Here is a 20,914-nt window from a genome sequence, read left to right on the forward strand (position 1 = left end):
CATCAGGCCAGATCGCGCCGGTAGAGCCAGAAGACGCGTTCGGCTCGCGCGCCCACGGCGCGCGAGTAGAACCGCAACGGCCCCACCCATCCGATCTCGGCGTTCTCCTGACCGGCGGCCCGCTGCTCGGCCAGGCAGCGGCGCAGCAGCACTCCGCCGAGGCCGAGCCCGCGGGCGTCCGGCGCGGTGCCCATCGGGCCGAACCAGGCCGGCCGCGCCCCCCAGGCGGCGAAGGCCAGGACCTGCCCGTCGCGCTCGGCGTAGTGCAGGCCGGTCGCGTTGGCCGCCTCCCAGGCCCACCGCTCGTTCCAGTGCTCCTCGACGAACGCGGCCACGGCCGAGCGGTCGGCGCCCGCCGCCCGCACCGTGACCCCCGCCTGCTCCAGCCGCGCCAGATCGTCCTCGACGGACAGGTCGGCCCGCAGGTCGGCGGTCATGTTCCAGGCGACGTGGTAACGCTCGTAGCCCAGGCTCTCGGCCAGGCAGGCGGCGGCGGTGTACCGCACGTCGATGCCGGGCCAGGCGTAGCAGGGCGGGTTCCCGGCGAAACGCGCCTGCCGCACGCCGTGCCCCCGCAGCCACTCCTCGGCCGCCCGCACCAGCGCCCGCCCGTGCCCGCGGCCCTGGACCGAGGGGTGCACGGCCAGCAGGTCCAGGTGCCCGACCTCGGGGTCCTTGGAGGAGACCGACGTCATCACCACCCCGCCGTCGGTCGCCAGCGCCGTCCAGCGGCGCTCGGCGGGCGGCTCGGCCAGGCGCCGGACCAGGTCGGGGGCCTCGGGCGCGTCCAGCGTCAGCGCGGCGGCGGCCACCCGGGCGGCCTCGGCCAGGTCCGCGCCGCGGACGGTGGGCGACATCACACCTCGCTCATCGGGCGCGCGATCACGTCGCGCCGCTCGGGGTAGAAGCACGCGTGCTGCTGCGGCACGCCCTCGGTGATCTGCAGCAACGGCCGCTCGCCCGCGCACCGCTCGCCGCGGAAGGGGCAGCGGCGGGCGAACAGGCAGCCCTCGTCGGCCTTGCTCTCGTCCAGCGACTCCAGCGGCGTCACCGGCTGCGCGCCGGGCTCCTCCAGGCCGTGCAGCACGGGGATGGCAGACAGCAGCGACTGCGTGTACGGGTGCACCGGGTCGGCGATGACCGTGTCCACCGGGCCGCGCTCGACGACCTGGCCGCGGTAGATGACGTAGAGCTCGCCGTCGTCGCCGATGTAGCGGGCGGTGGCCACGTCGTGGGTGATGAACAGCACGCTCACGCCCAGCCGCTCGCGCAGGTCCTTCAGCAGCGCGAGGATGCCCAGCCGGAGCGAGACGTCGATCATCGAGACGGCCTCGTCGGCGACCAGCATCTCCGGGTCGACGGTCAGCGCGCGGGCGATGACCACCCGCTGCCGCATGCCGCCCGAGAGCTGGTGCGGGTAGCGCCCCAGCACCGAGCCCGGGTCGAGGCCCACCATCGACAGCACCTCGGCGGCCCGCTCCTCGATCCACTCCTTCGACCGCCCGGTCTGCCCGGCCCGCAGGCTGAGCGGCGCGTAGAGCGTCTGGTGGATGGTCCGGGTGGGGTTGAGCGCCGAGTACGGGTCCTGGTGGATCATCTGGATCTTGCGGAAGTACGGCTGGCGCTTCTTCTGCTTGAGCCCCGACATGGACACGTCGCCGATGACGATCTCGCCCTCGTCGTAGGTCTCCAGTCCGGCGATGATCCGGCCCAGCGTGGTCTTGCCGCAGCCGGACTCGCCGATGAAGGAGGCCGCGCCGCCCTTGGGGATGGCGAAGTCCACCCCGCGCAGCGCCCGCACCTCCCGCCCGGCCAGCACGTTGCCGCGCTGCTTGTACGTCTTGACGATGCCGGTCCCGGTGATCACGCGTGCTCCTTCACGGTCACGGCGTGGCAGGCCACGATCCTCGATCCATGCGCCACGGCCAGCGGGTCGACGGTGTCGCACACGTCCATGCGCAGCGCGCAGCGCTCCCTGAACACGCAGCCCTCCTTCGGCACCGTGGCCAGCGTCGGCGGCCGGCCGGGCAGCGCCTGGGCCTCGGCGATGTCGCCCACGAGCCGGGGGATGGCCCTGATCAGGCCCCGGGTGTAGGGGTGGCTGGGGGAGCCGAGCACCTCGCGGGTGGGGCCCTGCTCGACCAGGCGGCCGCCGTACATGACGACCAGGCGGTCGGCGACCTCGGCCACGACGCCGATGTCGTGCGTGATGACCAGCGTGGTCAGCCCGCGCTCGGCGTGCACCTCGCGGACGATCTTCAGGATGTTCGCCTGCGTGATCATGTCCAGGGCGGTCGTCGGCTCGTCGAGCACCACCAGGTGGGCGTTGAGCACCAGCGCCAGCATGATGCCGACCCGCTGGCGCATGCCGCCGGACAGCTCGTGCTGGTGCGAGTCGAGCACGCGCGCGCCGTCCAGGCCCATCCGGCCCAGCAGCTCCTTGGCCTCGCGGACCAGGCCGCGCAGGTCCTCCACGCCGTGCGAGCGGCCCAGGTCGAGGAGCTGCTTGCCGACCGTCTTGAGCGGGTTGAGCGAGTTCTGGGCGGCCTGGAAGACGTACCCGATGTGCCGGCCGCGGGCCTTGCGCAGCTCCTCGCCGGCGAAACCGGTCACGTCGCCGAGACCGTCGATCTCGACGCTGCCCGCGGCGATCCTGCCCGGCGGCTGCACCGCGTTGAGCAGCGACAGCGCCAGCGTGGACTTGCCCGAGCCGGACTCGCCGACGATGCCGGTGATGGTGCCCGGCTCCAGCGTCAGCGTGACGTCCCGGACGGCGGGCAGTTCGCCCGCGGGGGTCTTGTAGACGACCGTCAGGCCGTCGATGCGCACTCCCGGCGCTTGTTCGGCCACTTGCTACTCCTCGCGCAGCCGGGGGTTGAAGATCTCGTCCATGGCGTCCACCACGAGCACGATGCCGAGCGTGAGCAGCAGGATCGCCAGCAGCGGCGCCAGCAGGTAGCCCAGCGCGTTCGGCGTGATCATCGCGCCCGCCTGGAACACGGCGAGGTTGAGCATCACACCCCAGTTGTCCGACTCGTACGGCAGAACGCCCAGGAAGAACAGGCCCACCTGCGAGTAGACCGCGCCGGTGACCGCGATGAGCATGTTCATCGCGATGTAGGGCGCCATGCTCGGCAGCAGCTCCTTGCCGATGATGTGCGTGGTGGACAGCCCGAGCCCGCGGGCGGCCTCGATGAACCCGCGCTCGCGCAGCGACAGCGTCTGCGCGCGCACCGCCCGCGCCACGCCGCCCCAGCCGAGCAGGCCGAGCACCAGGCCCATCTGGAAGGGGTTGCCGAACTTCCACACGGTCGCCAGCACCAGCAGCAGCGGCAGGCCGGGGATGGTGAGCTTCATGTCGGTCAGCCGCATGAGCACGGTGTCCCAGCGGCCTCGCTTGAAGCCGGAGAACAGGCCGATCGCGGTGCCGGCGACGACCGTGATGAGCGCGGTGACCAGGGCGGTGAGCAGGACGTAACGCGAGCCCTTGATGACCAGCGCGGTCACGTCCCGGCCCTGCGGGTCGGTGCCGAACCAGTGGTCCCAGCTCGGCGGCTGGGTGATCGCGCCCGCGTTGCCCGGCAGGTGCTCGGGCAGCAACATCGGCCCGAGCACCGCCATGACGATGAAGCCGGCGATGATGACGACCCCGGCCATGCGGCTGGGCTTGCGCTTCATCACCCGCCAGACGCCGTTCCAGAAGTTGCGGCGCATGGCCGAGGCGGCCGGCGCGGCCTCAGGGATGAGCGTGGCGCTCACGAGCCCTCCTCTCCGCTGCGCACCCGCGGGTCGATGACCGTGTAGAACAGGTCCGCGACGATGTTGGCGATGATCGTGCCGACCGTGATCAGCAGGAACGCCCCGCCCATCAGGCCGTAGTCGCGGTCCTGGACGCCGCTGATCAGCAGCCAGCCGAGCCCCGGGTAGTTGAAGATCTTCTCGATGAACACCGCGCCGCCCAGCAGCAGGCCCAGCGACAGGGCGAGCATGGTGAACAGCGGCAGGATCGCGTTGCGCGCGATGTAGCGGAACACGATCGAGCGCTTCATGCCGCGCAGCTCGGCGGCCAGGATGAAGTCGTCGCCCAGCACGGTGACCACGCTCGACTTCATCGCCAGGATCCAGCCGCCGTAGGCCGACAGCGCGTACGTGGCCACCGGCAGCACCGCGTGCTCGACCAGCGAGCCGATGTAGCCGGCGTTGAAGCCGGGCTCGAACAGGATGTCCACCGAGCCGTCGGCCGGCAGGATCGGGAGCAGCGTCGCGAAGATCACCACGAGCAGCATCGCCAGCACGTACTGCGGGATGCCGTGCAGCAGCGAGCCGGAGATGGCCAGGGCGTCGCCCAGCTTGCCGGTGCGCTTGATGGCGGCGTACACGCCGAGCAGGATCCCGACGAGGAAGCTCAGCAGCGTGCCGGCCAGCACCGGTAGAACGGTCCACTTGGCCGCGTCGGTGAGCACGTCGACCACGGAGGTGCCGGGCCGGCTGACCGACATGCCGAGGTCGAGGTGGAGCAGGCCGGACATGTAGTCGGTGTACTGCTGCCACAGCGTGCCGTCGGGCATGAACCCGTACAGGACCTTGACGGCCTGCGCGGCGGCCTCGGGCGACATGCCCTGCTCGACCAGCTTCTCGTAGCGGGCGGCCATCGGGTCGCCGGGGATGTTGTTGATGATGAAGAAGCTGATCGTCGCGACTACGAGGATCATGACGAACCCGCGGGCCAGGTGGCCCGCGAGTCGTCGTGCGATGAGCGCCATGAACTACGACTTCGCCTTGATCATGCCGAGCTGGATCCAGACGCCCGAGGGCAGGACGCCGGCGCCCATGCGCAGGATCTCGTCGTCGTGCGGCCAGCCGGTGAAGCGGCTGTTGTTGACGAACTGGGTGTTGACGTAGTCCCAGAGCTGGATGACCGGGAGGTCCTGGTTGGCGGCCTTGGCGAGCTGGGCCATGATCGGCTTGGCCTGCTCCTCGGTGGCCGAGTTCAGCTTGCCGGTCAGCTCACCGGGGTTGATCTTGGCGCCGTCGACCTCGATCTCCTCGGGGCCGCCCATCCAGTTGCCGGCCTTGCCGGGCTCGGAGTGCTTGACCTTGCCCGCGACGTTGGTCCAGCCGTTGGAGGCGCCGTACAGGCGCTGGTAGATGTCGTACGGCGCGGGTCCGAGCGCCATCAGCCAGAAGCCCACGTCGTACTTGCCGGCCGCCAGCTCCTCCAGGTAGAGGGGGTAGTCGGCGGTCGTGACGACCTCGGCGTCGACGCCGGCCTTGACGAGCTGGCTCTTGATGTTCTCCTGCGCCGACAGCCAGTCGGAGAAGCCGGAGGGCGCGTGCATGGAGACCTTCCACGCCGAGCCGTCGGCCAGCGTCCACTTGCCGTCCTTCTTGGTGAGGCCGGCCTCCTTGAACTCCGCCTCGGCCTTGGCCACGTCGGGCGCGTACGGCTCCAGCTTGGGCAGCTCGTCGGGGATCCACGCCTGCGCGGCCTTCTGGTGGATGCCGCTGGTGGTGACCGCCGCCGTGCCGCCCTCGGGCGAGGCGACCTTGGTGACCTCCTCGCGGTTGATCAGGTAGGCCAGGCCGCGGCGCACGTGCACGTTGTCGTACGGCTTCTTGGACTGGTTGAAGGCCATGCTCACCGCGACCGGCGAGTAGCCCTTGATGACCTCGTTGCCGGCGGCCGCCTTGATCCGGTTCATCACGTCGGACGGCGCGGCGGTGAAGCCGGCGTGGTCGAGCTTGCCCGCGGTGAGGTAGTTCCAGATCTGCTCGTTGCCGGTGTAGTTGAGGAACTTCACCTGCGCCGGCGCCACGTTCGCGGCGTTGTAGAAGTACTTGTTCTTGACCAGCAGCGCCTCGGACGGGTTCACCCGCTCCAGCACGAACGGGCCGGCCGAGGTGTCCTTCGGCGGGGCGAAGGTGAGCACCTTCTCGCCCAGGCCGGTGATGGTCTCGCGGGCCTTGTCGGCCGCGGCGCCCTCGCCCCTGGAGGCCTTGAGCTGGTCCCAGAAGTCCGCGGGGAGCACGCTGCTCCACACGTGGGAGGGCAGGACGAACGTGTCGAGCACGCCGCGGGCGAACTTGGGGCTCGGGTTCGCCATGTCCTGGGTGATCTTGAGGGTGTGGTCGTCGACCACGGTCACGTCCGCCGCCGCGCCCGCGGCGCCCGGCGTGATGGAGAACGCCGTGCTGCCCTGGGTGTAGGCGATGCCGATGGACATCTTGACGTCCTCGGCGGTGACCGGCTTGCCGTCGGACCACTTGGCGTTCGGCTGGAGCTTCAGGGTGATCGCCGAGTTGTCCGGCGCGATCTCCCAGCTCGCCGCGATGCCGGGGAGGGCCTGGTTGGGGTCGGTCAGGTGGTTCTTGACCCAGCCCAGCTTCATCGCCGTGTAGCCGGGGAAGGAGTTGCCCTTCGGGTTGTACGGGTTGGCCGGGGCCGTGGCCTCCAGGCCCGGCCTGTTGACGTCGATCGTGGTGAAGAGCCCGCCACCACCACCGCTCGAGCCGCCGGACTTGTTGTTAGTACCACCGCTGCACGCCGCTGTGGCGGTGGCGAGGCCCAGCAACGCCACTACCGCTGCCAGTCGCTTCATCTGCCGCTCCGGGGGATGTCGGACCTGTTGAGGATCTGTAGGGAATTGACCGGACCCTACGGTCGCCAGCAGGCAGCGTCAATAATCTCCAGATGTTGTGAGTGTAATGTAACTTTCCTTCATAGAGGTCCGCCGTGGCGCCAATCTCCATCGTGCGACGGAGCGGGGCTTCAGTCCACGACCAGCACGGCGGCGCCGCTGACGCGGTCGGCGGCCAGATCGGCCAGCGCCCGGCCGGCCTCCTCCAGCGGGTAGAGCGTGGTCGCCACCCGAGGCGGATGGGCCAGCGCCAGCTCCAGGTAGGCCCGGCCGTCGGCCCTGGTGTTGGCGGTCACGCTGCGCAGCGTGCGCTCCTGGAACAGGTGCCGCTCGTAGTTCAGCGCGGGCACGTCGGTCAGGTGGATGCCGGCGATCGCCAGCGTCCCGCCGCGGTCGAGCGCCTCCAGCGCGGGCGGCACCAGGTCGCCGACCGGCGCGAACAGGATCGCCGCGTCCAGCGGCTCGGGCGGCCGGTCGCCCGCCGAGGCCGCGCCCAGCTCCAGCGCCAGCCGCCTGGAGGCGTCCGACCTGGTCACCGCGTGCACCGTGGCGCCCTGCGCGACGGCCGCCTGCGCGGTGAGATGGGCCGAGGAGCCGAAGCCGTAGATGCCGAGCCGGCCGCCCGGCGGCAGGTCGCAGCGGGCCAGCGCCCGGTAGCCGATGATGCCCGCGCACAGCAGCGGCGCCAGCCGCTCGGCCGGCACGTCGGCCGGCAGGGGATAGACATAGTCGGCGGGGGCCGCGACGTACTCGGCGTAGCCGCCGTCGGCGTCCCAGCCGGTGTAGGCGGAGTCCGGGCAGAGGTTCTCCGTGCCGCGCAGGCAGTAGCGGCACCGGCCGCACGTCGAGCGCAGCCAGGCCACCCCCACCCGCTCGCCGGAGCCCTCGACCCGGCCCACCACCTGGTGCCCGGGGGTGGTCCGCGGCCGCCGCGGCGCGAGGTCGCCCTCGGCCAGGTGCAGGTCGGTCCGGCACACGCCGCACGCCTCCACCCGGACCAGCACCTCGCCGGGGCCCGGCTCGGGGACGTCCCGCTCCACCCGCACGAGCGGGCCGGTCGCCATCGGCCCCGGCCGGTCCACCACCCAGGCGCGCATCACGCCCTCGACAGGCGCTCGTAGGCCAGCGAGGCGTACAGCGCGGCGCCGTCGGGCAGCACGGAGTCGTCGAAGACGGCGTCCGGCGAGTGGTTGTAGGGCGCCGTGGCCGGGTCGCGGTCGGGCGGGCAGGCCCCCAGGAAGACGAACGCGCCCGGCACCTCCTCCAGCACGTACGAGAAGTCCTCCGACCCCATGACCGGCTGCGGCGCCACGAAGTAGCGGCCCGGCCCGAACAGCTCGTCGGCGGTCGCCGAGACGAACCCCGCCTCGCCCTGGTCGTTGACCGTCACCGGGTAGCCCATGCCGAACGACGTCTCGACCGAGAGCCCGTGCGCGGCCGCGATGCCCTCGACCACCTCCACCAGACGCCGCTTGACCAGCGTCCGGTGCTCCTTGCTGAACGTGCGCACGGTCGCCTCGAAACGCGCCTCGTCGGGGATCACGTTGTCGGCCGAGCCGCCGTGGAAGGTGCCCACGGTGATCACCACGGGGTCGAACACGTCGAACGTGCGGGTCACCATCGTCTGCAACGCCGTCACCATCTCGCAGCCGGCGGCGATCGGGTCCTTGGCGCGGTGGGGGCTCGACCCGTGCCCGCCGGTGCCCTTCACCGTCACGCAGAACACGTCGGCCGCGGCCATCATCGGGCCGCCCCGCGAGGCGAACAACCCCGGCGGCAGCATCGCCGACACCACGTGCATCCCGTACGCCGCCACCGGCCGGGCGCCGGCCGCGTCGAGCACGCCCTCGCCGATCATGTGCTTGGCGCCGTCGTGCCCCTCCTCGCCCGGCTGGAACATGAAGATCACGTCACCGGCGACGTCCGCGCGCCGCGCGCTGAGCAGGTGGGCCGCGCCGACCAGCATGGCGGTGTGCAGGTCGTGGCCGCAGGCGTGCATCTGGCCGGGGTGCTGGGAGATGTAGGGCAGGTCGTTGCGCTCGCTCACCGGCAGGGCGTCCATGTCGCCGCGCAGCAGCACCGCGGGGCCGGGACGGCCGCCGCGCAGCACCGCGGTGACCGAGCTGAGCGTCTTGCCGGTGGTGATCTCCAGGGGGAGCCCGTCGAGCGCGGCCAGCACCTTCTCCTGCGTCCTCGGCAGTTGCAGGCCGAGCTCGGGGGTGGTGTGCAGGGAGCGGCGGAGCTGGACGAGCTCGTCCCGCATGTCCAGGGCGGATTCGGTGAACGACATGATGAACATTGTTCACGTGTGCGGCGAGAAGTCGACAAGGCACGCTCGATACCATGAACGGGTGACTCAGCGTAAGCGGATCGACTCCTGGTTGTCCGACATGGACGGCGTCCTCGTCCACGAGGGGCGGCCGATCCCCGGTGCGGACGAATTCATCAAGCGGCTCAAGGAGTCCGACAAGAAGTTCCGGGTCCTGACCAACAACTCCATCTACACCCAGCGCGACCTGTCGGTGCGCCTGGCCGGCGCCGGGCTCGACGTGCCCGCCGAGTCCATCTGGACCTCCGCCCTGGCCACCGCCCAGTTCCTGGAGGACCAGCGCCCCGGCGGCTCGGCGTACGTGATCGGCGAGGCCGGCCTGACCACGGCCCTGCACGAGGTCGGCTACGTCCTGACCGACCTCGACCCCGACTACGTCGTGCTCGGCGAGACCCGCACCTACAGCTTCACCCAGATCACCCGCGCGATCCGGCTCATCGAGGCCGGCGCCCGCTTCATCGCCACCAACCCCGACCCGATCGGCCCCTCCACCGAGGGCTCGCTGCCGGCCTGCGGCGCGGTGGCCGCGATGATCACCAAGGCCACCGGCGTCGAGCCATACTTCGTGGGCAAGCCCAACCCCCGCATGATGCGCAGCGCGCTCAACGCCATCGAGGGCCACAGCGAGACCACCGCCATGATCGGCGACCGCATGGACACCGACATCGTCTCCGGCATGGAGGCGGGGCTGTTCACCATCCTGGTGCTGACCGGCGTCACCCAGCGCGACCAGGTCGACCGCTTCCCCTACCGCCCGTCCCTGGTCGTCGAGTCGGTCGCCGACCTCGTCGACCTGATCTGAGCCCGGCGACCCGCCCGGGATGACAAGTCTTCTTCCGGGGCGCGAAGGATCGTGGCCCGGGAGAAGAAAACCACTCCCGGCGGCCGCCGTCCGGCGGCGCGGGCCGCGTTCGGCTGCGATCCTTGGTTGCGGAAGGTGACTTACCGAATGCGAGGAGGCAGCCGTGTGGCGTGAGGATCCGGGGGAGCAGGGGCCGGCGGCGGAGCTGGCGACGCTGCGCGTCGAGGTGACCGAGGAGCTGCGGTTCGTCAGGACGGCGATGGCCGAGGAGTTCAACTCGCTGCGCTCGGAGATCCTCGACCTCAACATCAAACTGGACCGGCTGCTGCAACGCGCCGGCATTTAGGACAACGAGGTCGACACCGCATCACATGGCCTTCGGGTAGCCTAACCTACGGTCCCGTAACCTGAAGGAGAAGATCTTTATGGCGATGTCTCAGACGGAACTGCTGCACGAGCTCGAACCCGTCGTGGGCGTGGAGCTCGATCGCCACAACGCGACGGCCAAGGAGTGGTTCCCGCACGAGTACATCCCGTGGAGCGAAGGACGTGACTTCGACGGCATCTACGGCGGCCAGGCCTGGCAGGAGGGCGACTCCAAGATTCCCGAGGCCGCCCGCATCTCGCTGATCGTCAACCTGCTCACCGAGGACAACCTGCCCAGCTACCACCACGAGATCGCCACCACGTTCGGCCGTGACGGCGCGTGGGGCACCTGGGTCCACCGCTGGACCGCCGAGGAGGACCGCCACGGCACCGCCCTGCGCGACTACCTCACCGTCACCCGCGCGGTCGACCCGGTCGCGCTGGAGCGGGCCCGCATGCACCACATGGAGCAGGGCTTCGTCACCGAGTACAACACCATGCTCCAGCAGCTCGCCTACGTCTCCTTCCAGGAGCTGGCCACCCGCATCTCCCACCGCAACACCGGCCGGGCCTCCGGCGACGAGGGCTGCGAGCGCCTGCTCGCCCGCATCGCCGCCGACGAGAACCTGCACATGCTCTTCTATCGCAACCTGCTCAAGGCGGCCTTCGAGCTCGACCCCAACCAGACCATGCGCGCGGTGACCGACGTCGTCACCACCTTCCAGATGCCCGGCACGGGCATGGAGGGCTTCGCCCGCAAGGCCATGATCATCGCCCACGAGGGCATCTACGACCTGCGCCTGCACCTCGACGACGTGCTCATGCCGGTGCTGCGCCAGTGGGCGGTCTTCGACAAGACCGGGCTCGACGCCGAGGGCGAGCAGGCCCGCGAGGAGCTGTCGGCGTTCCTGGCCAAGACCGAGGTCACGGCCGCCCGGTTCGTCGAGCGCCGCGACGAGCGCCGCGCCCGCGCCGCCGCCAGGGGCTGACGCCGGGCCGCTGCCGTCCGCACGGCCGTCCGCACGGCCGTCCGCACGGCCGTCCGCGGCCGTGGCATGATCCCTCCTCATGGAGCTCCTGGGCACGCTGTTCGTCTCGCTCGCTATCCTGGTGATGATCCTGCTGCTGGCGACGGCGGCCCAACGCCTGCTCGGGGTCAGGTTCGGCGCGTTACGCACCTTCCTGGCCGCGATGGTGGCCTGGGGCCTGGCCCAGCCGATGCTGACGCCGGTGATCGCCTCGTTCGGGCCGGTCGACCCCCAGACCACGCCCGACGCGGGCGCGCTCGGGCTGCTGCTCCTGATCGCCATGTGCATGGTGCTCATCCCCATGGTGATCCTGGTGCTGGCCGAGGCGCTGGTCCCGCCGGGCTCGGTGCCGGGGCCGCTGGAGGTGCTGCGCTCGCTGCGCGGCCGGATCCGCCGGGCCCGGCGCTACTCGCAGATCACCAGGATCGCCTTCCGGCACGGCCTCGGCCCCTACCTGCGGGGCCGCGGCGAGAGCCTGGAGGACAGGTCGGGCAAGGTACGCCTGGCCAGGTCGCTGCGCCAGGCGCTCGACGACGGCGGCGTCACTTTCGTCAAGCTCGGTCAGGTGCTGTCCACCCGGCGCGACCTGCTGCCGGCCGAGTTCATCGACGAGCTGGGCCGCCTGCAGGACCACGTCGCCCCCGCGCCGTGGGAGCGCATCGAGCCGGTGCTCGCCGCCGAGCTGGGCGGGCCGGTCGAGGAGGTGTTCGCCGCCTTCGACCGGACGCCGCTGGCCGCCGCCTCCATCGGCCAGGCCCACACCGCCCGCCTGCACACCGGCGAGGACGTCGTGGTCAAGGTGCGCAGGCCGGGCATCGAGGGCGTGGTGGCCCAGGACCTCGACATCGTCCGCCGGCTGGCCGCCACGCTGGAGTCCAGGACCCGGTGGGGGCGTTCGCTGGGGCTGCGCGACCTGGCCGAGGGGTTCGCCGTCGCCATCCGCGAGGAGCTGGACTTCCGCGTCGAGGCCGCCAACATGGCCGCCGTGGCCGCCTCCGGCAGCGGCGGCGTCACCTACCCCGAGCCGTTCCCCGCCCTCTGCACCGAGCAGGTGCTGGTCATGCGGCGTCTGTCGGGCGGGCCGGTCACCGCGGCCGCCCCCGGGCAGGGGCCCGCGCTGGCCCGCGACCTGCTCGACTGCCTGCTCCGGCAGATCCTCGTCGAGGGCGTCTTCCACGCCGACCCCCACCCGGGCAACCTCATGCTGCTCGACGACGGCACGCTCGGCCTGCTCGACTTCGGCTCGGTCGGCCGCCTGGACGGCTCCGTCCGCTCGGCCCTGCAGCGTTTCCTGCTCGCGATGAACCGGCAGGACCCGCTCGGCGTCACCGACGCGCTGCTGGAGGTCGTCCCGCGGCCGGAGGAGATCGACGAGGCGGCGCTGGAGCGGGCGCTCGGCCAGTTCATGGCCAGGCACCTCGGGCCCGGCATGGACAGCGTGCAGATGTTCACCGACCTGTTCAAGATCGTCTCAGCGTACGGGCTGTCCGTCCCGCCCGAGGTGGCCGCCGTGTTCCGGGCCCTGGCCACGCTGGAGGGCACGCTGGTGCGGCTGTCGCCCGGCTTCAACCTGATCGGCGAGGCCCGCGCGTTCGCCGGGCGCTACCTGGCCGAGCGGGCCGGGCCCGAGTCCGTCAAGGAGGCCGTGGGGCAGGAGCTGGCCGCGCTGCTGCCGATGCTGCGCCGCCTGCCGCGCCGGGTCGAGCGCATCGCCAGCGCCGCCGAGCACGGCAGGTTCAGCCTGAACGTCCGGCTGCTGGCCGACGACCGCGACCGCCGCTACGTCACCGGGCTGGTCCACCAGGTGCTGCTCACCGTGCTCGGCGCCACGGCCGGGCTCATGGCCGTGCTGCTGCTCGGCATCGAGGGCGGGCCCGTCGTGGTCGGCACGACGAGCCTGTACCAGCTCCTCGGCTACAACCTGCTGGTGATCGCCTCGATCATGGTGCTCCGGGTGCTCGCGCTGATCTTCCGCCGCCCGCCTGACCAGGAGCGTCACCGGCGCTGAGGCGAAGACTGAGCTGCTTTTGACCTCGGGCTGGTCTTGGACATCCGAGGCATCGGGAAGTTTCCAGGTGACACCGGAACGCCTGGGGAGCAGTAGGTGAAAATCATCGGGATCGCCGCCAGTCTCCACGCGGGGTCTTTCATCAACAGATTGCTGGACGCAGCGGGCGGCGAACTGCCGGAAGGCGTACGGTTCGAGATCTGGACGGGGATGGGCGACGTCCCGCCGTACCAGCCGGGCAAGGTGCCGGTGGCGGCCAGGGAACTGCTCGGGCTGGTCGCCGGGGCCGACGCGGTGCTGCTGACGGCTCCCGAGCACAGCCTGCTGCCGCCGGAGCTGACGTACACGCTGGAATGGCTCTCGGCCGGCGACGTGCTGTCCGGCAAGCACGTGGCGGTGATGAGCGCCAGCGCGCGGGCGTGCGGCGCGATGTGGGCGCAGGCGGAGCTCTACAAGCAGCTCCAGGGCGCGGACGCGGTCGTGATGGGCGCCGAGCTGGTCATCTCGCCGGCCTGCCCGCACTTCGACGACGACGGCCACCTCACCGACCCCGTGCTGCGCGGCCAGGTGCGCGCGGTGATCGGGCAGCTCTGCCCGGCGGGCGTCAGGGAACCGGCGTTCTCGCTGTGATCCTGAGCCGGCTCAGTGGGGGTCGCGGCGCAGGCGCTTGACGTCGGAACGGTGCTTCTTGCCCGCGATGCGCCGCTCGACGGCGCCCCGGCTGGGCTTGGTCGGGCGGCGGCGCTTGGGCGGCGGCGCGACGGCCTCCCGGACGCGCTGGGCCAGCCGGTGACCGGCGGCCTCCCTGTTGCGCAGCTGGGACCGGTACTCCGAGGCCACGACGGTGATCGTGGCGGCGCCCAGCCGGTCGAGCGCGCGGGCCTTGAGCGCGGGCGGGATCGCCGTGCTCGCGGCCACGTCGAAGATCAGCTCCACCCGGCTGTCGGTGGTGTTGACGCCCTGGCCGCCCGGACCTGAGGAACGGGAGAAACGCCAGACGAGCTCGGCGTCGGGGATGACGATCGAGTCGTTCACGACCAGCGGGCCGGGCATGGCGGGAGCTCCTGTTCCGGGGGAAAGCGTCTTGCTCAGATGAGTGTCACCGTATATGAGCGACATATGCCGTCCGCAACGGCATTTTCAATCACTGCCCTCGCTGCGAATATGGAGAGAACATTTCGCGGGAAGGGCAAATTCCATGGACCCGAAGTGGGTCGCGCAGGCGGCGCTGACCGTTGGGCTCGCCGTGGTCTCCGCCGTCGTCTTCCTGCTGCTGAGGTGCCAGGGGAAGGGGCGGCCCTTCGGACCCGCCGGGCGGCGGCTCGCGGTCGCCATCAGCCTGCTCACCGGCGGCCTGTCCGCCGGCGCCGCGCTGGCCGGGCACGCGCTGCTGAGCGACTCGCTGGCCACCGTCCTGGGCGCGGCCGCGCCGAGCGGACTGTGGCTCGGCCAGATGCGCGCCAGGCAGGACGAGCGGCGCTCGCTGGCCCGGGAGGCGGCCACGTTCTGGCTGGTGTCGCTGCTAGCCCGGCTCGACCAGGCGATGGCCGAGGACGAGCGCGTCTGGTGCGAGAAGCGGGTGGACCCGTCCTGGAACGTCTACGAGCTGAGCCTGGCCGCGGCCCGCTACCACGAGCGCATCCGCGAACGGCTGTCGGCCGACGACCGGCGGCGCGAACGGGTGCACGCCCGCCTGGACGCCGTCGGCCGCCGGCTGGACGTGGCCGCCCTGATCGAGGACGGCGCCGCCCGCTCGAAGGTGGCCACCGCGCTCACCCTCTCCCGCCACACCAGGATCCCCAGGTACGAGCGCTACCTCGGCAACCTCAACCGGCTGCACGGCGTGCTGCGGCACGACGCGGAGAACGACGTGCTGCGCCTGCTGGCCGCGGCCTACCGGGCCGGCTACCGCTCGCTGCCGGGGTACGTGCCGCCGTCACGGGCCCGCGGCGGCGAGCACATCGCCCGCGCCCGCTGACCGGGAATGACGGCCGGCGCTCAGGTCAGGGCGGTGGGGGAGCCCTCGGCGTCGCCGAGCGTGAGCTCCAGGCGGGCGCCCAGCGCGTCGACGACCGCGCCGAGCGTGCGCAGCGTCAGGTTCTCGTCGCCGGAGAGTATCTGACTCACCCGGCCGGGCGAGACGCCCAGCGACGCGGCCAGATCGGCGCGGGTGATCTTGTGTTCCCGCATGTACCACGTGATCTCGTCGACGACCTCTTGGGCGAGACCGCCCACCTCGTCACGGGGGTTCCGGCGAAAGGCCATGTCGGTCTCGCTCTCGACGCTGTCCGTCCTCGTGACTCCACTTTAGCTCTACCTAAACCTTTAGGCAAGCCTAAACCTCTGCGGCTCTTGACGGGCGGGGACCGGCGGCGTATGCCAATATCCGCGGGAAGACCGAGCGGTCAGGGGGAGGCGCTGTGACGGCCATCGTGGGCGTGCACGGGATCGGCAAGTACAACTACTACCTGGAGGCCGGCGGGTCGGCCGCCGGGGCCGCCGCGGCCATGCGGCTCAAGTGGGACCGCTACCTGCACGCGGCGCTCGGCGGTGAGACGGCCGCCTACTTCAGCGAGGTCGCCTACTTCTCCCACCTGCTGCGCGACCCCAAGCCCGGGGAGAGCTCCAAGCAGGCGGCGGCGCGCGTCGAGGCCGCCACCCAGCAGGTGCTCGTCGAATGGGCCAAGGACCTCGGGCTCGGCGAGCACGTCACCGGCGCGCTCAAGTCGTTCACCGGATGGCTGCTCGGCAAGCTCGACAGCAGGTCGGCGGCGTTCGCCAAGCTGTTCGCGCCCGAGGTCGCGGTCTACCTGACCGACCAGGAGCGGCGCGAGCGGTGCCGGCAGGCCGTGGCCGACGCCATCCGCAGGAACCGGCCGCGGGTGGTGATCGCCCACTCGCTCGGCAGCGTCGTGGCCTACGAGGCCCTGTGGGCCAACCCCGACCTGCCCGTGGACCTGCTCCTGACGCTCGGCAGCCCGCTCGGCATGCGCAACGTCGTCTTCGAGCGCCTCCTGCCCGCCCCCGTCAACGGCCTGGGCGAACGCCCCAAGAACGTCGCCCGCTGGGTGAACATCGCCGACAAGGACGACATCGCCGCCATCCCGCCCGCCCTGCGCGCCAGCTTCACCGGCGTGGACGTCGAGGAACTGGTCAACCTCGACTGGATCGACTTCCACACGGCCGAGAAATACCTGGGCTGCCCGGCCCTCGACCCGCATCTGCGACCATTCCTTGCATGACGTGGATTGTGTTCGACTACGGCAACGTCCTGTCCCTGCCGCAGCCCGCGGCCGACGCCGAGGCCATGGCGCTGGCCGTCGGCGCGGAGCCCGAGGCGTTCCTGCGCCGCTACTGGGAGCACCGCCTGGAGTTCGACCGGGCCAGCCTGAGCCCCGTCGCCTACTGGTCGGCCGTGCTGGGCCGGGCCGCCACCCCGTCCGAGGTCGCCCGCCTGGTGGCCATGGACGTCGCGAGCTGGGCCTACCCCGACGAGGGCACGGTCGCCGTCCTCGGTGAGATCCTCGACGCGGGCGACGGCGTGGCGCTGCTGTCCAACGCGCCCGTCTGCATCGCCGACGGCCTCGACGAGCTGCCCTGGATCGCCGCCATCGGCCACCGCTTCTACAGCGGCAGGATGGGCCTGGTCAAACCCGACCGGGAGATCTTCGACGAGGTCGCCCGCGAGCTGGCCGCCGACCCGTCCGAGATCGTCTTCATCGACGACCGGGCCGAGAACGTCGAGGGCGCCGAGCGCGCGGGCATGACCGGCGTGCTGTTCACCAGCGCCGCCGCGCTCCGCAAGTCCCTGCGCGAGCTGCCCCGCTGACCGCCCGCCGGCTCCCCGCCGGCCTCCCGCCGGGCGACCGGCGCTGTTCACCCACGCTTGACTCCGCTGTCATGACGGGGCCACGACGGGGTCAGCGCGGGCGGACATACCTGGAGCGTGGACCGCAGAACGTTCCTGACAGCGGCGGCAGCCGGCCTCGTCGCGCCCCGCGCCGTCACCTCGCCCGCCTCCGCCACGACACTGAGATCCGACCCGTTCACCCTCGGCGTGGCCTCCGGCGACCCCTCCGCCGACGGCTTCGTCCTGTGGACCCGGCTGGCCGTCGACCCGCTCGGCGGCGACGGCCGCGGCGGCATGCCCGCCCGCGACGTCGAGGTCGACTGGCAGGTCGCCACCGACGAGCGGTTCTCCTCGGTCGTCCGGTCGGGCATCGTGACCGCCCGGCCGCGCGACGCCCACAGCGTGCACGTCGAGCTGGACGGGCTGGAGCCCGGCCGCGACTACTTCTACCGGTTCAGGAGCCAGGGCAGGCTCTCGCCCGCCGCCCGCACCCGGACGACGCCCGCCGGGGAGAGCCCGCTCACCTTCGCCGTGGCCGCCTGCGCCCACTACGAGCACGGCTACTACACCGCCTACCGCCGCCTGGCCGAGCAGGAGCCCGACCTGGTCGTCTTCCTCGGCGACTACATGTACGAGTACGGCCCCAGCGGCTACACCGCCCTGGCCGGACGGGTGCGCACGCACACGCCGGGCAAGTGCGCCACCCTCGCCGACTACCGGCTGCGGCACGCCCAGTACAAGAGCGACCACGACCTGCAGGCCGCGCACGCGGTCGCGCCCTGGCTGGTGGCCTTCGACGACCACGAGGTGGAGAACAACTGGGCCGGCCCCGTCTCCAGCACCGGCGCGCCCGGCTTCGCCCGCCGCCGCGCCGACGCCTTCCGCGCGTACTACGAGAACATGCCGCTGCGCCGCGCCAGCCTCCAGGGGGCGGTGCTGCGCATCAACCGGCGCGTCTCCTGGGGGACGCTGGCCCGCTTCCACCTGCTGGACACCCGCCAGTTCCGCGACGACCAGGCCTGCCTGGACGGGGTGCGGGCCGGCTGCGACGAACGGCTGTCCGACGGGCGCACGCTGCTCGGGTCCGCCCAGTGGCGGTGGCTGGAGGAGGGGCTGAGCGGGTCCGGCGCCCGGTGGAACCTGCTGGGCCAGCAGATCCTGATGGCCCAGCGCGACTACAAGACCGGGCCGGGCCGCGAGGTGAACCTCGACTCCTGGGACGGCTACGCCGCCGAGCGCACCCGTCTGCTCGGGTCGCTGTCGGGCACCTCGAACCCCGTCGTCCTGACCGGGGACGCGCACATGCACCACCTGGCCGACCTCAAGACCGACTTCGACGACCCGGACTCCCCGGTGGTGGCCAGGGAGCTGGTGACGTCGTCGATCGCCAGCGACGGCGACGGCTACCGGGACCGCACCTGGATCGCCGAGGCCCTGCAGGAGAACCCGCACATCTCCTACATCGACCAGCGGCGCGGCTACCTCATGGCGCGGCTGACCCGGGACGAGCTGTCGGTGGACTTCCGCACGCTCGACTACATCTCCCGGCGCGGCGCGCGGGCCCGCACCGCCCACCGGCTCACGATCCCGGCCGAACCGCCCCGCTCGGCCGCCGGCCGGGCCGCACCCCGCCATGGCTGAGGTACGGCGGGGTTCGCAGTCCTCGTCGGCCGGGGACCTGCGGGAGCGCGGTCCTCGTCGGCCGGGGACCTGAGGGAGCGCGGTCCTCGTTCGCTGAAGGTTCGCTGGGAGCGGGCTGAGGGCCGGCTGGGAGGCGCGGGCGGGTGGTCAGGCGCCGGGCCAGGTCCCGTCGGGGAACTCGCCGGTGGTGGTGCCGGACATGACGACCTGGTCGCGTTCGTCCAGACCTGAGGTGATCTGGACGTACTGGTCGCCGCGGACGCCGGTGCCGACCACCTTGGCGGCGTCGTGCCCGCCCGCGCGCACGGTGACCACCTGGGCGCCGTCGGAACGGCTGCGGACGGCGGCGGCCGGGACGTAGATCGCGTCCTTGGCCTCGGCGGTCGTCACCGACACCGTGGCGGTCTGGCCGAGCATGAGCCCGGCGGGCGGCTCGTCGAAGGCCAGGGTGACGGAGTAGCGGACCAGCTGGTCCTCGACGGTGGCGGTCGGGGCGATCGCGGTGACCGTGCCGCCGTGGCGCTCGCCGGGGCGGGTGGCGAGGGTGATGGCGGCCTGCTGGCCGAGTTTCAGCCGGTTGACGTCGGACTCGGTGACCATGGCCTGGACCTGGAGCTCGTTCAGGTTGCCGAGGCTGATGAAGGTGCCGGTGCCGGCCGTGTCGCCGACCCGGCCCGCCACCGACAGGACGGTGCCGGAGGTGGGGGCCACGATGCGGGTGGCGCGCACGGCGTCGGCGGCCTCCTCCAGGGTGGCTTCGGCGCGGTCCACGTTCGCGGCGGCCTGGTCCTTGGTGATCCCGCCCCTGGCGGCGCCGTCCTTGGGGGTGGTGGCGGTCCTGGTGGTGCCTCGCGAGGTCGTGCCGGGGGAGCAGGAGCCGGTGGGACGGGCGGAGGCCGTGGCGTGCGGCCTGGCGGTGGGCCTGGCGGTTGGGGACGGGGGCGCGGTGGTCGAGGGCCTGGCCGTGGCGGACGGCTCGGGGGTGGACGGGCCGCCCGGTGCGGAGGGTTCGCCGGGGTTCGACGGTGTGCCGGGACTGGAGGTGTGGCCGCCTCCAGGAGTGCCCCCACCAGGGGTGCCGCCTCCAGGAGTGCCCCCGCCGGGAGTGCCCCCGCCGGGAGTGCCCCCGCCGGGAGTGCCCCCGCCGGGCGGGGGCGCCGTCACGGTTACCGTGGCCGTCACCGTTGCCGTCACCGTGGCGGTCGCGGTGACCGTCACCGTGGGCTGGGGCTCGGAGGGCTCGTGAGTGGGGGTGGGCGTCCTGGTGGGGGTGGGGGGCGCGGTCGGGGGCCGGCTGTGAGCCGGGGACGCGTCCGAGGGCCGCGTGGAGGCGGGGGTGACGGCCTTGCTCGCCTTGGTGGCGGGGGCGTCGGTAGGCGTGGCGGCGGCGGGCGGAGTGGTCGCGGGCGGAGTGGTCGCGGGCGGGCCGGCCGGGCCGAAGACGCCCTCGCCCGCCGAACCTCCCCCGATGGCCGCGCCAGGGCCGCCCGCCGCACCCGGAACGGCGCCGCCGCCGGGAGTGGCGGCGGTGGTGTCCGGGGTGGGCGAGGTGGCGGGACCGGTGCCGCCGGTGGTCGGGGTGGGCCTCGCAGTGACCGGCGGCTCGGGCTTCGAGGAGGCCGACGGGGCGGGGCAGGCGGCGGCGTTAGGCGTGCCCTGGTTGGCGGTGCTCCCCGTGGTTCCGGTGCTCGCGGAACCGGCGGTTCCGGTGCCGGTGGGTCCGGTTGAGGTGGTGGCGGTGGTGAGGGCTTCTTGGGCGGCGGAGAGGTCGGCCTTGGCGGCTGCGTACGCCTCGCGGGCGGCCCGCCCGTCGATCCTGGCCAGCACCTGGCCCTTGGTCACCTTGGTCCCGACCTTGACGTACACCTTGGTCACCGGGCCGGACGAGCCGAACGCCAGGTCACGGCGGGCACCGTCCACGGTGTTGCCGGCGGCGCTGACCAGGGCCGTGACCGGGCCCCGCTGGGCGGCGGCGAGCCGTACCCGGACGGCGGGCGGGTCGTCGTCGCGGAGCGCCAGCGCCAGGCCCGACCCGGCGACGAGCACGGCCAGGGCGAGCCCGCCCAGCGCGAAAGTCGGTCTCATGGCGGCCCATCCTGGCCGACCAGCTTCACGGCAGCCTGCGAGCAGCCTGAGAGTTCGCTGTGTGACCCCGCCCAGGCCCGGGTTGTCAGCGAACGTTCAGCTCCGTCACGGCTGCGGCGCAGGCTGGTGTGCAAGTGTCACCGGCTGTGAAGGTGTCGACAAGGCGC

Annotated in this window: 20 protein-coding genes; 9 read left to right on the forward strand and 11 right to left on the reverse strand. The window is 72.2% G+C overall.

The window, feature by feature from the left end:
• Positions 1 to 2: 2 nt before the first annotated feature.
• The 8 genes from AB0J71_RS07665 to AB0J71_RS07700 form a co-directional block, all read right to left on the reverse strand.
• On the reverse strand, positions 3 to 857 hold the full coding sequence (locus tag AB0J71_RS07665) for a GNAT family N-acetyltransferase (protein WP_352328220.1): 855 nt from the start codon (positions 855 to 857) through the stop codon (positions 3 to 5).
• Positions 857 to 1,867 (reverse strand): ABC transporter ATP-binding protein, encoded by a 1,011-nt coding sequence (locus tag AB0J71_RS07670; protein ID WP_352328221.1) that lies wholly within the window; start codon positions 1,865 to 1,867, stop codon positions 857 to 859. The genes AB0J71_RS07665 and AB0J71_RS07670 overlap by 1 nt, the downstream gene beginning before the upstream one ends.
• On the reverse strand, positions 1,864 to 2,850 hold the full coding sequence (locus tag AB0J71_RS07675) for an ABC transporter ATP-binding protein (protein ID WP_364413312.1): 987 nt from the start codon (positions 2,848 to 2,850) through the stop codon (positions 1,864 to 1,866). The genes AB0J71_RS07670 and AB0J71_RS07675 overlap by 4 nt, the downstream gene beginning before the upstream one ends.
• 3 nt (positions 2,851 to 2,853) lie before the next feature.
• The gene (locus AB0J71_RS07680) at positions 2,854 to 3,759 is read right to left on the reverse strand and encodes an ABC transporter permease (protein WP_352328223.1); all 906 of its coding nucleotides are present in this window, start codon (positions 3,757 to 3,759) and stop codon (positions 2,854 to 2,856) included.
• A complete protein-coding gene (locus AB0J71_RS07685; RefSeq protein ID WP_364413314.1) occupies positions 3,756 to 4,763 on the reverse strand; it encodes an ABC transporter permease in 1,008 nt (335 codons plus the stop codon). Before AB0J71_RS07685 ends, AB0J71_RS07680 begins: the two co-directional genes overlap by 4 nt.
• 3 nt (positions 4,764 to 4,766) lie before the next feature.
• The gene (locus AB0J71_RS07690) at positions 4,767 to 6,599 is read right to left on the reverse strand and encodes an ABC transporter substrate-binding protein (protein WP_364389676.1); all 1,833 of its coding nucleotides are present in this window, start codon (positions 6,597 to 6,599) and stop codon (positions 4,767 to 4,769) included.
• A gap of 170 nt (positions 6,600 to 6,769) precedes the next feature.
• Positions 6,770 to 7,735, reverse strand: coding sequence for a zinc-dependent alcohol dehydrogenase family protein (locus tag AB0J71_RS07695; RefSeq protein WP_352327441.1), 966 nt, complete (start codon positions 7,733 to 7,735; stop codon positions 6,770 to 6,772).
• Positions 7,735 to 8,928 (reverse strand): M20 family metallopeptidase, encoded by a 1,194-nt coding sequence (locus AB0J71_RS07700; RefSeq protein ID WP_352327442.1) that lies wholly within the window; start codon positions 8,926 to 8,928, stop codon positions 7,735 to 7,737. The genes AB0J71_RS07695 and AB0J71_RS07700 overlap by 1 nt, the downstream gene beginning before the upstream one ends.
• 100 nt (positions 8,929 to 9,028) lie before the next feature.
• Between AB0J71_RS07700 and AB0J71_RS07705 the strand changes: the two genes are divergently transcribed.
• From AB0J71_RS07705 to AB0J71_RS07725, 5 genes are all read left to right on the forward strand, one after another.
• Positions 9,029 to 9,769, forward strand: coding sequence for an HAD-IIA family hydrolase (locus AB0J71_RS07705; RefSeq protein ID WP_352327453.1), 741 nt, complete (start codon positions 9,029 to 9,031; stop codon positions 9,767 to 9,769).
• A 163-nt stretch (positions 9,770 to 9,932) separates the two neighbouring features.
• A complete protein-coding gene (locus AB0J71_RS07710) occupies positions 9,933 to 10,115 on the forward strand; it encodes a hypothetical protein (protein WP_352327443.1) in 183 nt (60 codons plus the stop codon).
• Positions 10,116 to 10,200: 85 nt separating this feature from the next.
• Positions 10,201 to 11,124, forward strand: a complete 924-nt coding sequence (locus AB0J71_RS07715; protein ID WP_352327444.1) for an acyl-ACP desaturase — start codon at positions 10,201 to 10,203, stop codon at positions 11,122 to 11,124.
• A 79-nt stretch (positions 11,125 to 11,203) separates the two neighbouring features.
• Positions 11,204 to 13,171 carry an AarF/UbiB family protein gene (locus AB0J71_RS07720; RefSeq protein ID WP_352327445.1) on the forward strand — a complete coding sequence of 656 codons (1,968 nt, stop codon included), beginning with the start codon at positions 11,204 to 11,206 and terminating at the stop codon, positions 13,169 to 13,171.
• A gap of 96 nt (positions 13,172 to 13,267) precedes the next feature.
• Positions 13,268 to 13,801, forward strand: a complete 534-nt coding sequence (locus AB0J71_RS07725) for an NAD(P)H-dependent oxidoreductase (protein ID WP_352327446.1) — start codon at positions 13,268 to 13,270, stop codon at positions 13,799 to 13,801.
• Positions 13,802 to 13,813: 12 nt separating this feature from the next.
• Here the strand turns inward: AB0J71_RS07725 and arfB are convergent, their stop codons facing one another.
• Entirely contained in the window at positions 13,814 to 14,224 is a 411-nt protein-coding gene (gene arfB / locus AB0J71_RS07730; protein ID WP_352327447.1) for an alternative ribosome rescue aminoacyl-tRNA hydrolase ArfB, read from the reverse strand.
• Between the two features lie 145 nt (positions 14,225 to 14,369).
• Between arfB and AB0J71_RS07735 the strand changes: the two genes are divergently transcribed.
• A complete protein-coding gene (locus AB0J71_RS07735; protein WP_364413316.1) occupies positions 14,370 to 15,149 on the forward strand; it encodes a hypothetical protein in 780 nt (259 codons plus the stop codon).
• A 20-nt stretch (positions 15,150 to 15,169) separates the two neighbouring features.
• Here AB0J71_RS07735 and AB0J71_RS07740 read toward each other — a convergent pair whose 3' ends face one another.
• Positions 15,170 to 15,436, reverse strand: a complete 267-nt coding sequence (locus AB0J71_RS07740; protein WP_352327449.1) for a helix-turn-helix transcriptional regulator — start codon at positions 15,434 to 15,436, stop codon at positions 15,170 to 15,172.
• Between the two features lie 155 nt (positions 15,437 to 15,591).
• Here AB0J71_RS07740 and AB0J71_RS07745 point away from each other — a divergent pair, with 155 nt between their 5' ends.
• The 3 genes from AB0J71_RS07745 (at position 15,592) to AB0J71_RS07755 (ending at position 18,662) form a co-directional block, all read left to right on the forward strand.
• On the forward strand, positions 15,592 to 16,413 hold the full coding sequence (locus AB0J71_RS07745; RefSeq protein ID WP_352327450.1) for a hypothetical protein: 822 nt from the start codon (positions 15,592 to 15,594) through the stop codon (positions 16,411 to 16,413).
• Positions 16,410 to 17,000 (forward strand): HAD family phosphatase, encoded by a 591-nt coding sequence (locus tag AB0J71_RS07750; RefSeq protein WP_352327451.1) that lies wholly within the window; start codon positions 16,410 to 16,412, stop codon positions 16,998 to 17,000. The genes AB0J71_RS07745 and AB0J71_RS07750 overlap by 4 nt, the downstream gene beginning before the upstream one ends.
• 117 nt (positions 17,001 to 17,117) lie before the next feature.
• Positions 17,118 to 18,662, forward strand: a complete 1,545-nt coding sequence (locus tag AB0J71_RS07755; protein ID WP_364413318.1) for an alkaline phosphatase D family protein — start codon at positions 17,118 to 17,120, stop codon at positions 18,660 to 18,662.
• Between the two features lie 147 nt (positions 18,663 to 18,809).
• Here the strand turns inward: AB0J71_RS07755 and AB0J71_RS07760 are convergent, their stop codons facing one another.
• On the reverse strand, positions 18,810 to 20,747 hold the full coding sequence (locus AB0J71_RS07760) for an efflux RND transporter periplasmic adaptor subunit (protein WP_364413320.1): 1,938 nt from the start codon (positions 20,745 to 20,747) through the stop codon (positions 18,810 to 18,812).
• Positions 20,748 to 20,914 lie beyond the last annotated feature (167 nt).

The sequence above is a fragment of the Nonomuraea sp. NPDC049637 genome (assembly GCF_040675235.1).
Classification (GTDB): domain Bacteria; phylum Actinomycetota; class Actinomycetes; order Streptosporangiales; family Streptosporangiaceae; genus Nonomuraea.

Coding starts and splice junctions, on each gene's coding strand:
- AB0J71_RS07715 (WP_352327444.1), top strand. CDS start 10,201: ATGTCTCAGACGGAACTGCTGCACGAGCTCGAACCCGTCGTGGGCGTG.
- AB0J71_RS07665 (WP_352328220.1), bottom strand. CDS start 857: ATGTCGCCCACCGTCCGCGGCGCGGACCTGGCCGAGGCCGCCCGGGTG.
- AB0J71_RS07760 (WP_364413320.1), bottom strand. CDS start 20,747: ATGAGACCGACTTTCGCGCTGGGCGGGCTCGCCCTGGCCGTGCTCGTC.
- AB0J71_RS07700 (WP_352327442.1), bottom strand. CDS start 8,928: ATGTCGTTCACCGAATCCGCCCTGGACATGCGGGACGAGCTCGTCCAG.
- AB0J71_RS07735 (WP_364413316.1), top strand. CDS start 14,370: ATGGACCCGAAGTGGGTCGCGCAGGCGGCGCTGACCGTTGGGCTCGCC.
- AB0J71_RS07720 (WP_352327445.1), top strand. CDS start 11,204: ATGGAGCTCCTGGGCACGCTGTTCGTCTCGCTCGCTATCCTGGTGATG.
- AB0J71_RS07690 (WP_364389676.1), bottom strand. CDS start 6,599: ATGAAGCGACTGGCAGCGGTAGTGGCGTTGCTGGGCCTCGCCACCGCC.
- AB0J71_RS07695 (WP_352327441.1), bottom strand. CDS start 7,735: ATGCGCGCCTGGGTGGTGGACCGGCCGGGGCCGATGGCGACCGGCCCG.
- AB0J71_RS07705 (WP_352327453.1), top strand. CDS start 9,029: ATGGACGGCGTCCTCGTCCACGAGGGGCGGCCGATCCCCGGTGCGGAC.
- AB0J71_RS07685 (WP_364413314.1), bottom strand. CDS start 4,763: ATGGCGCTCATCGCACGACGACTCGCGGGCCACCTGGCCCGCGGGTTC.
- AB0J71_RS07750 (WP_352327451.1), top strand. CDS start 16,410: ATGACGTGGATTGTGTTCGACTACGGCAACGTCCTGTCCCTGCCGCAG.
- AB0J71_RS07740 (WP_352327449.1), bottom strand. CDS start 15,436: ATGGCCTTTCGCCGGAACCCCCGTGACGAGGTGGGCGGTCTCGCCCAA.
- arfB (WP_352327447.1), bottom strand. CDS start 14,224: ATGCCCGGCCCGCTGGTCGTGAACGACTCGATCGTCATCCCCGACGCC.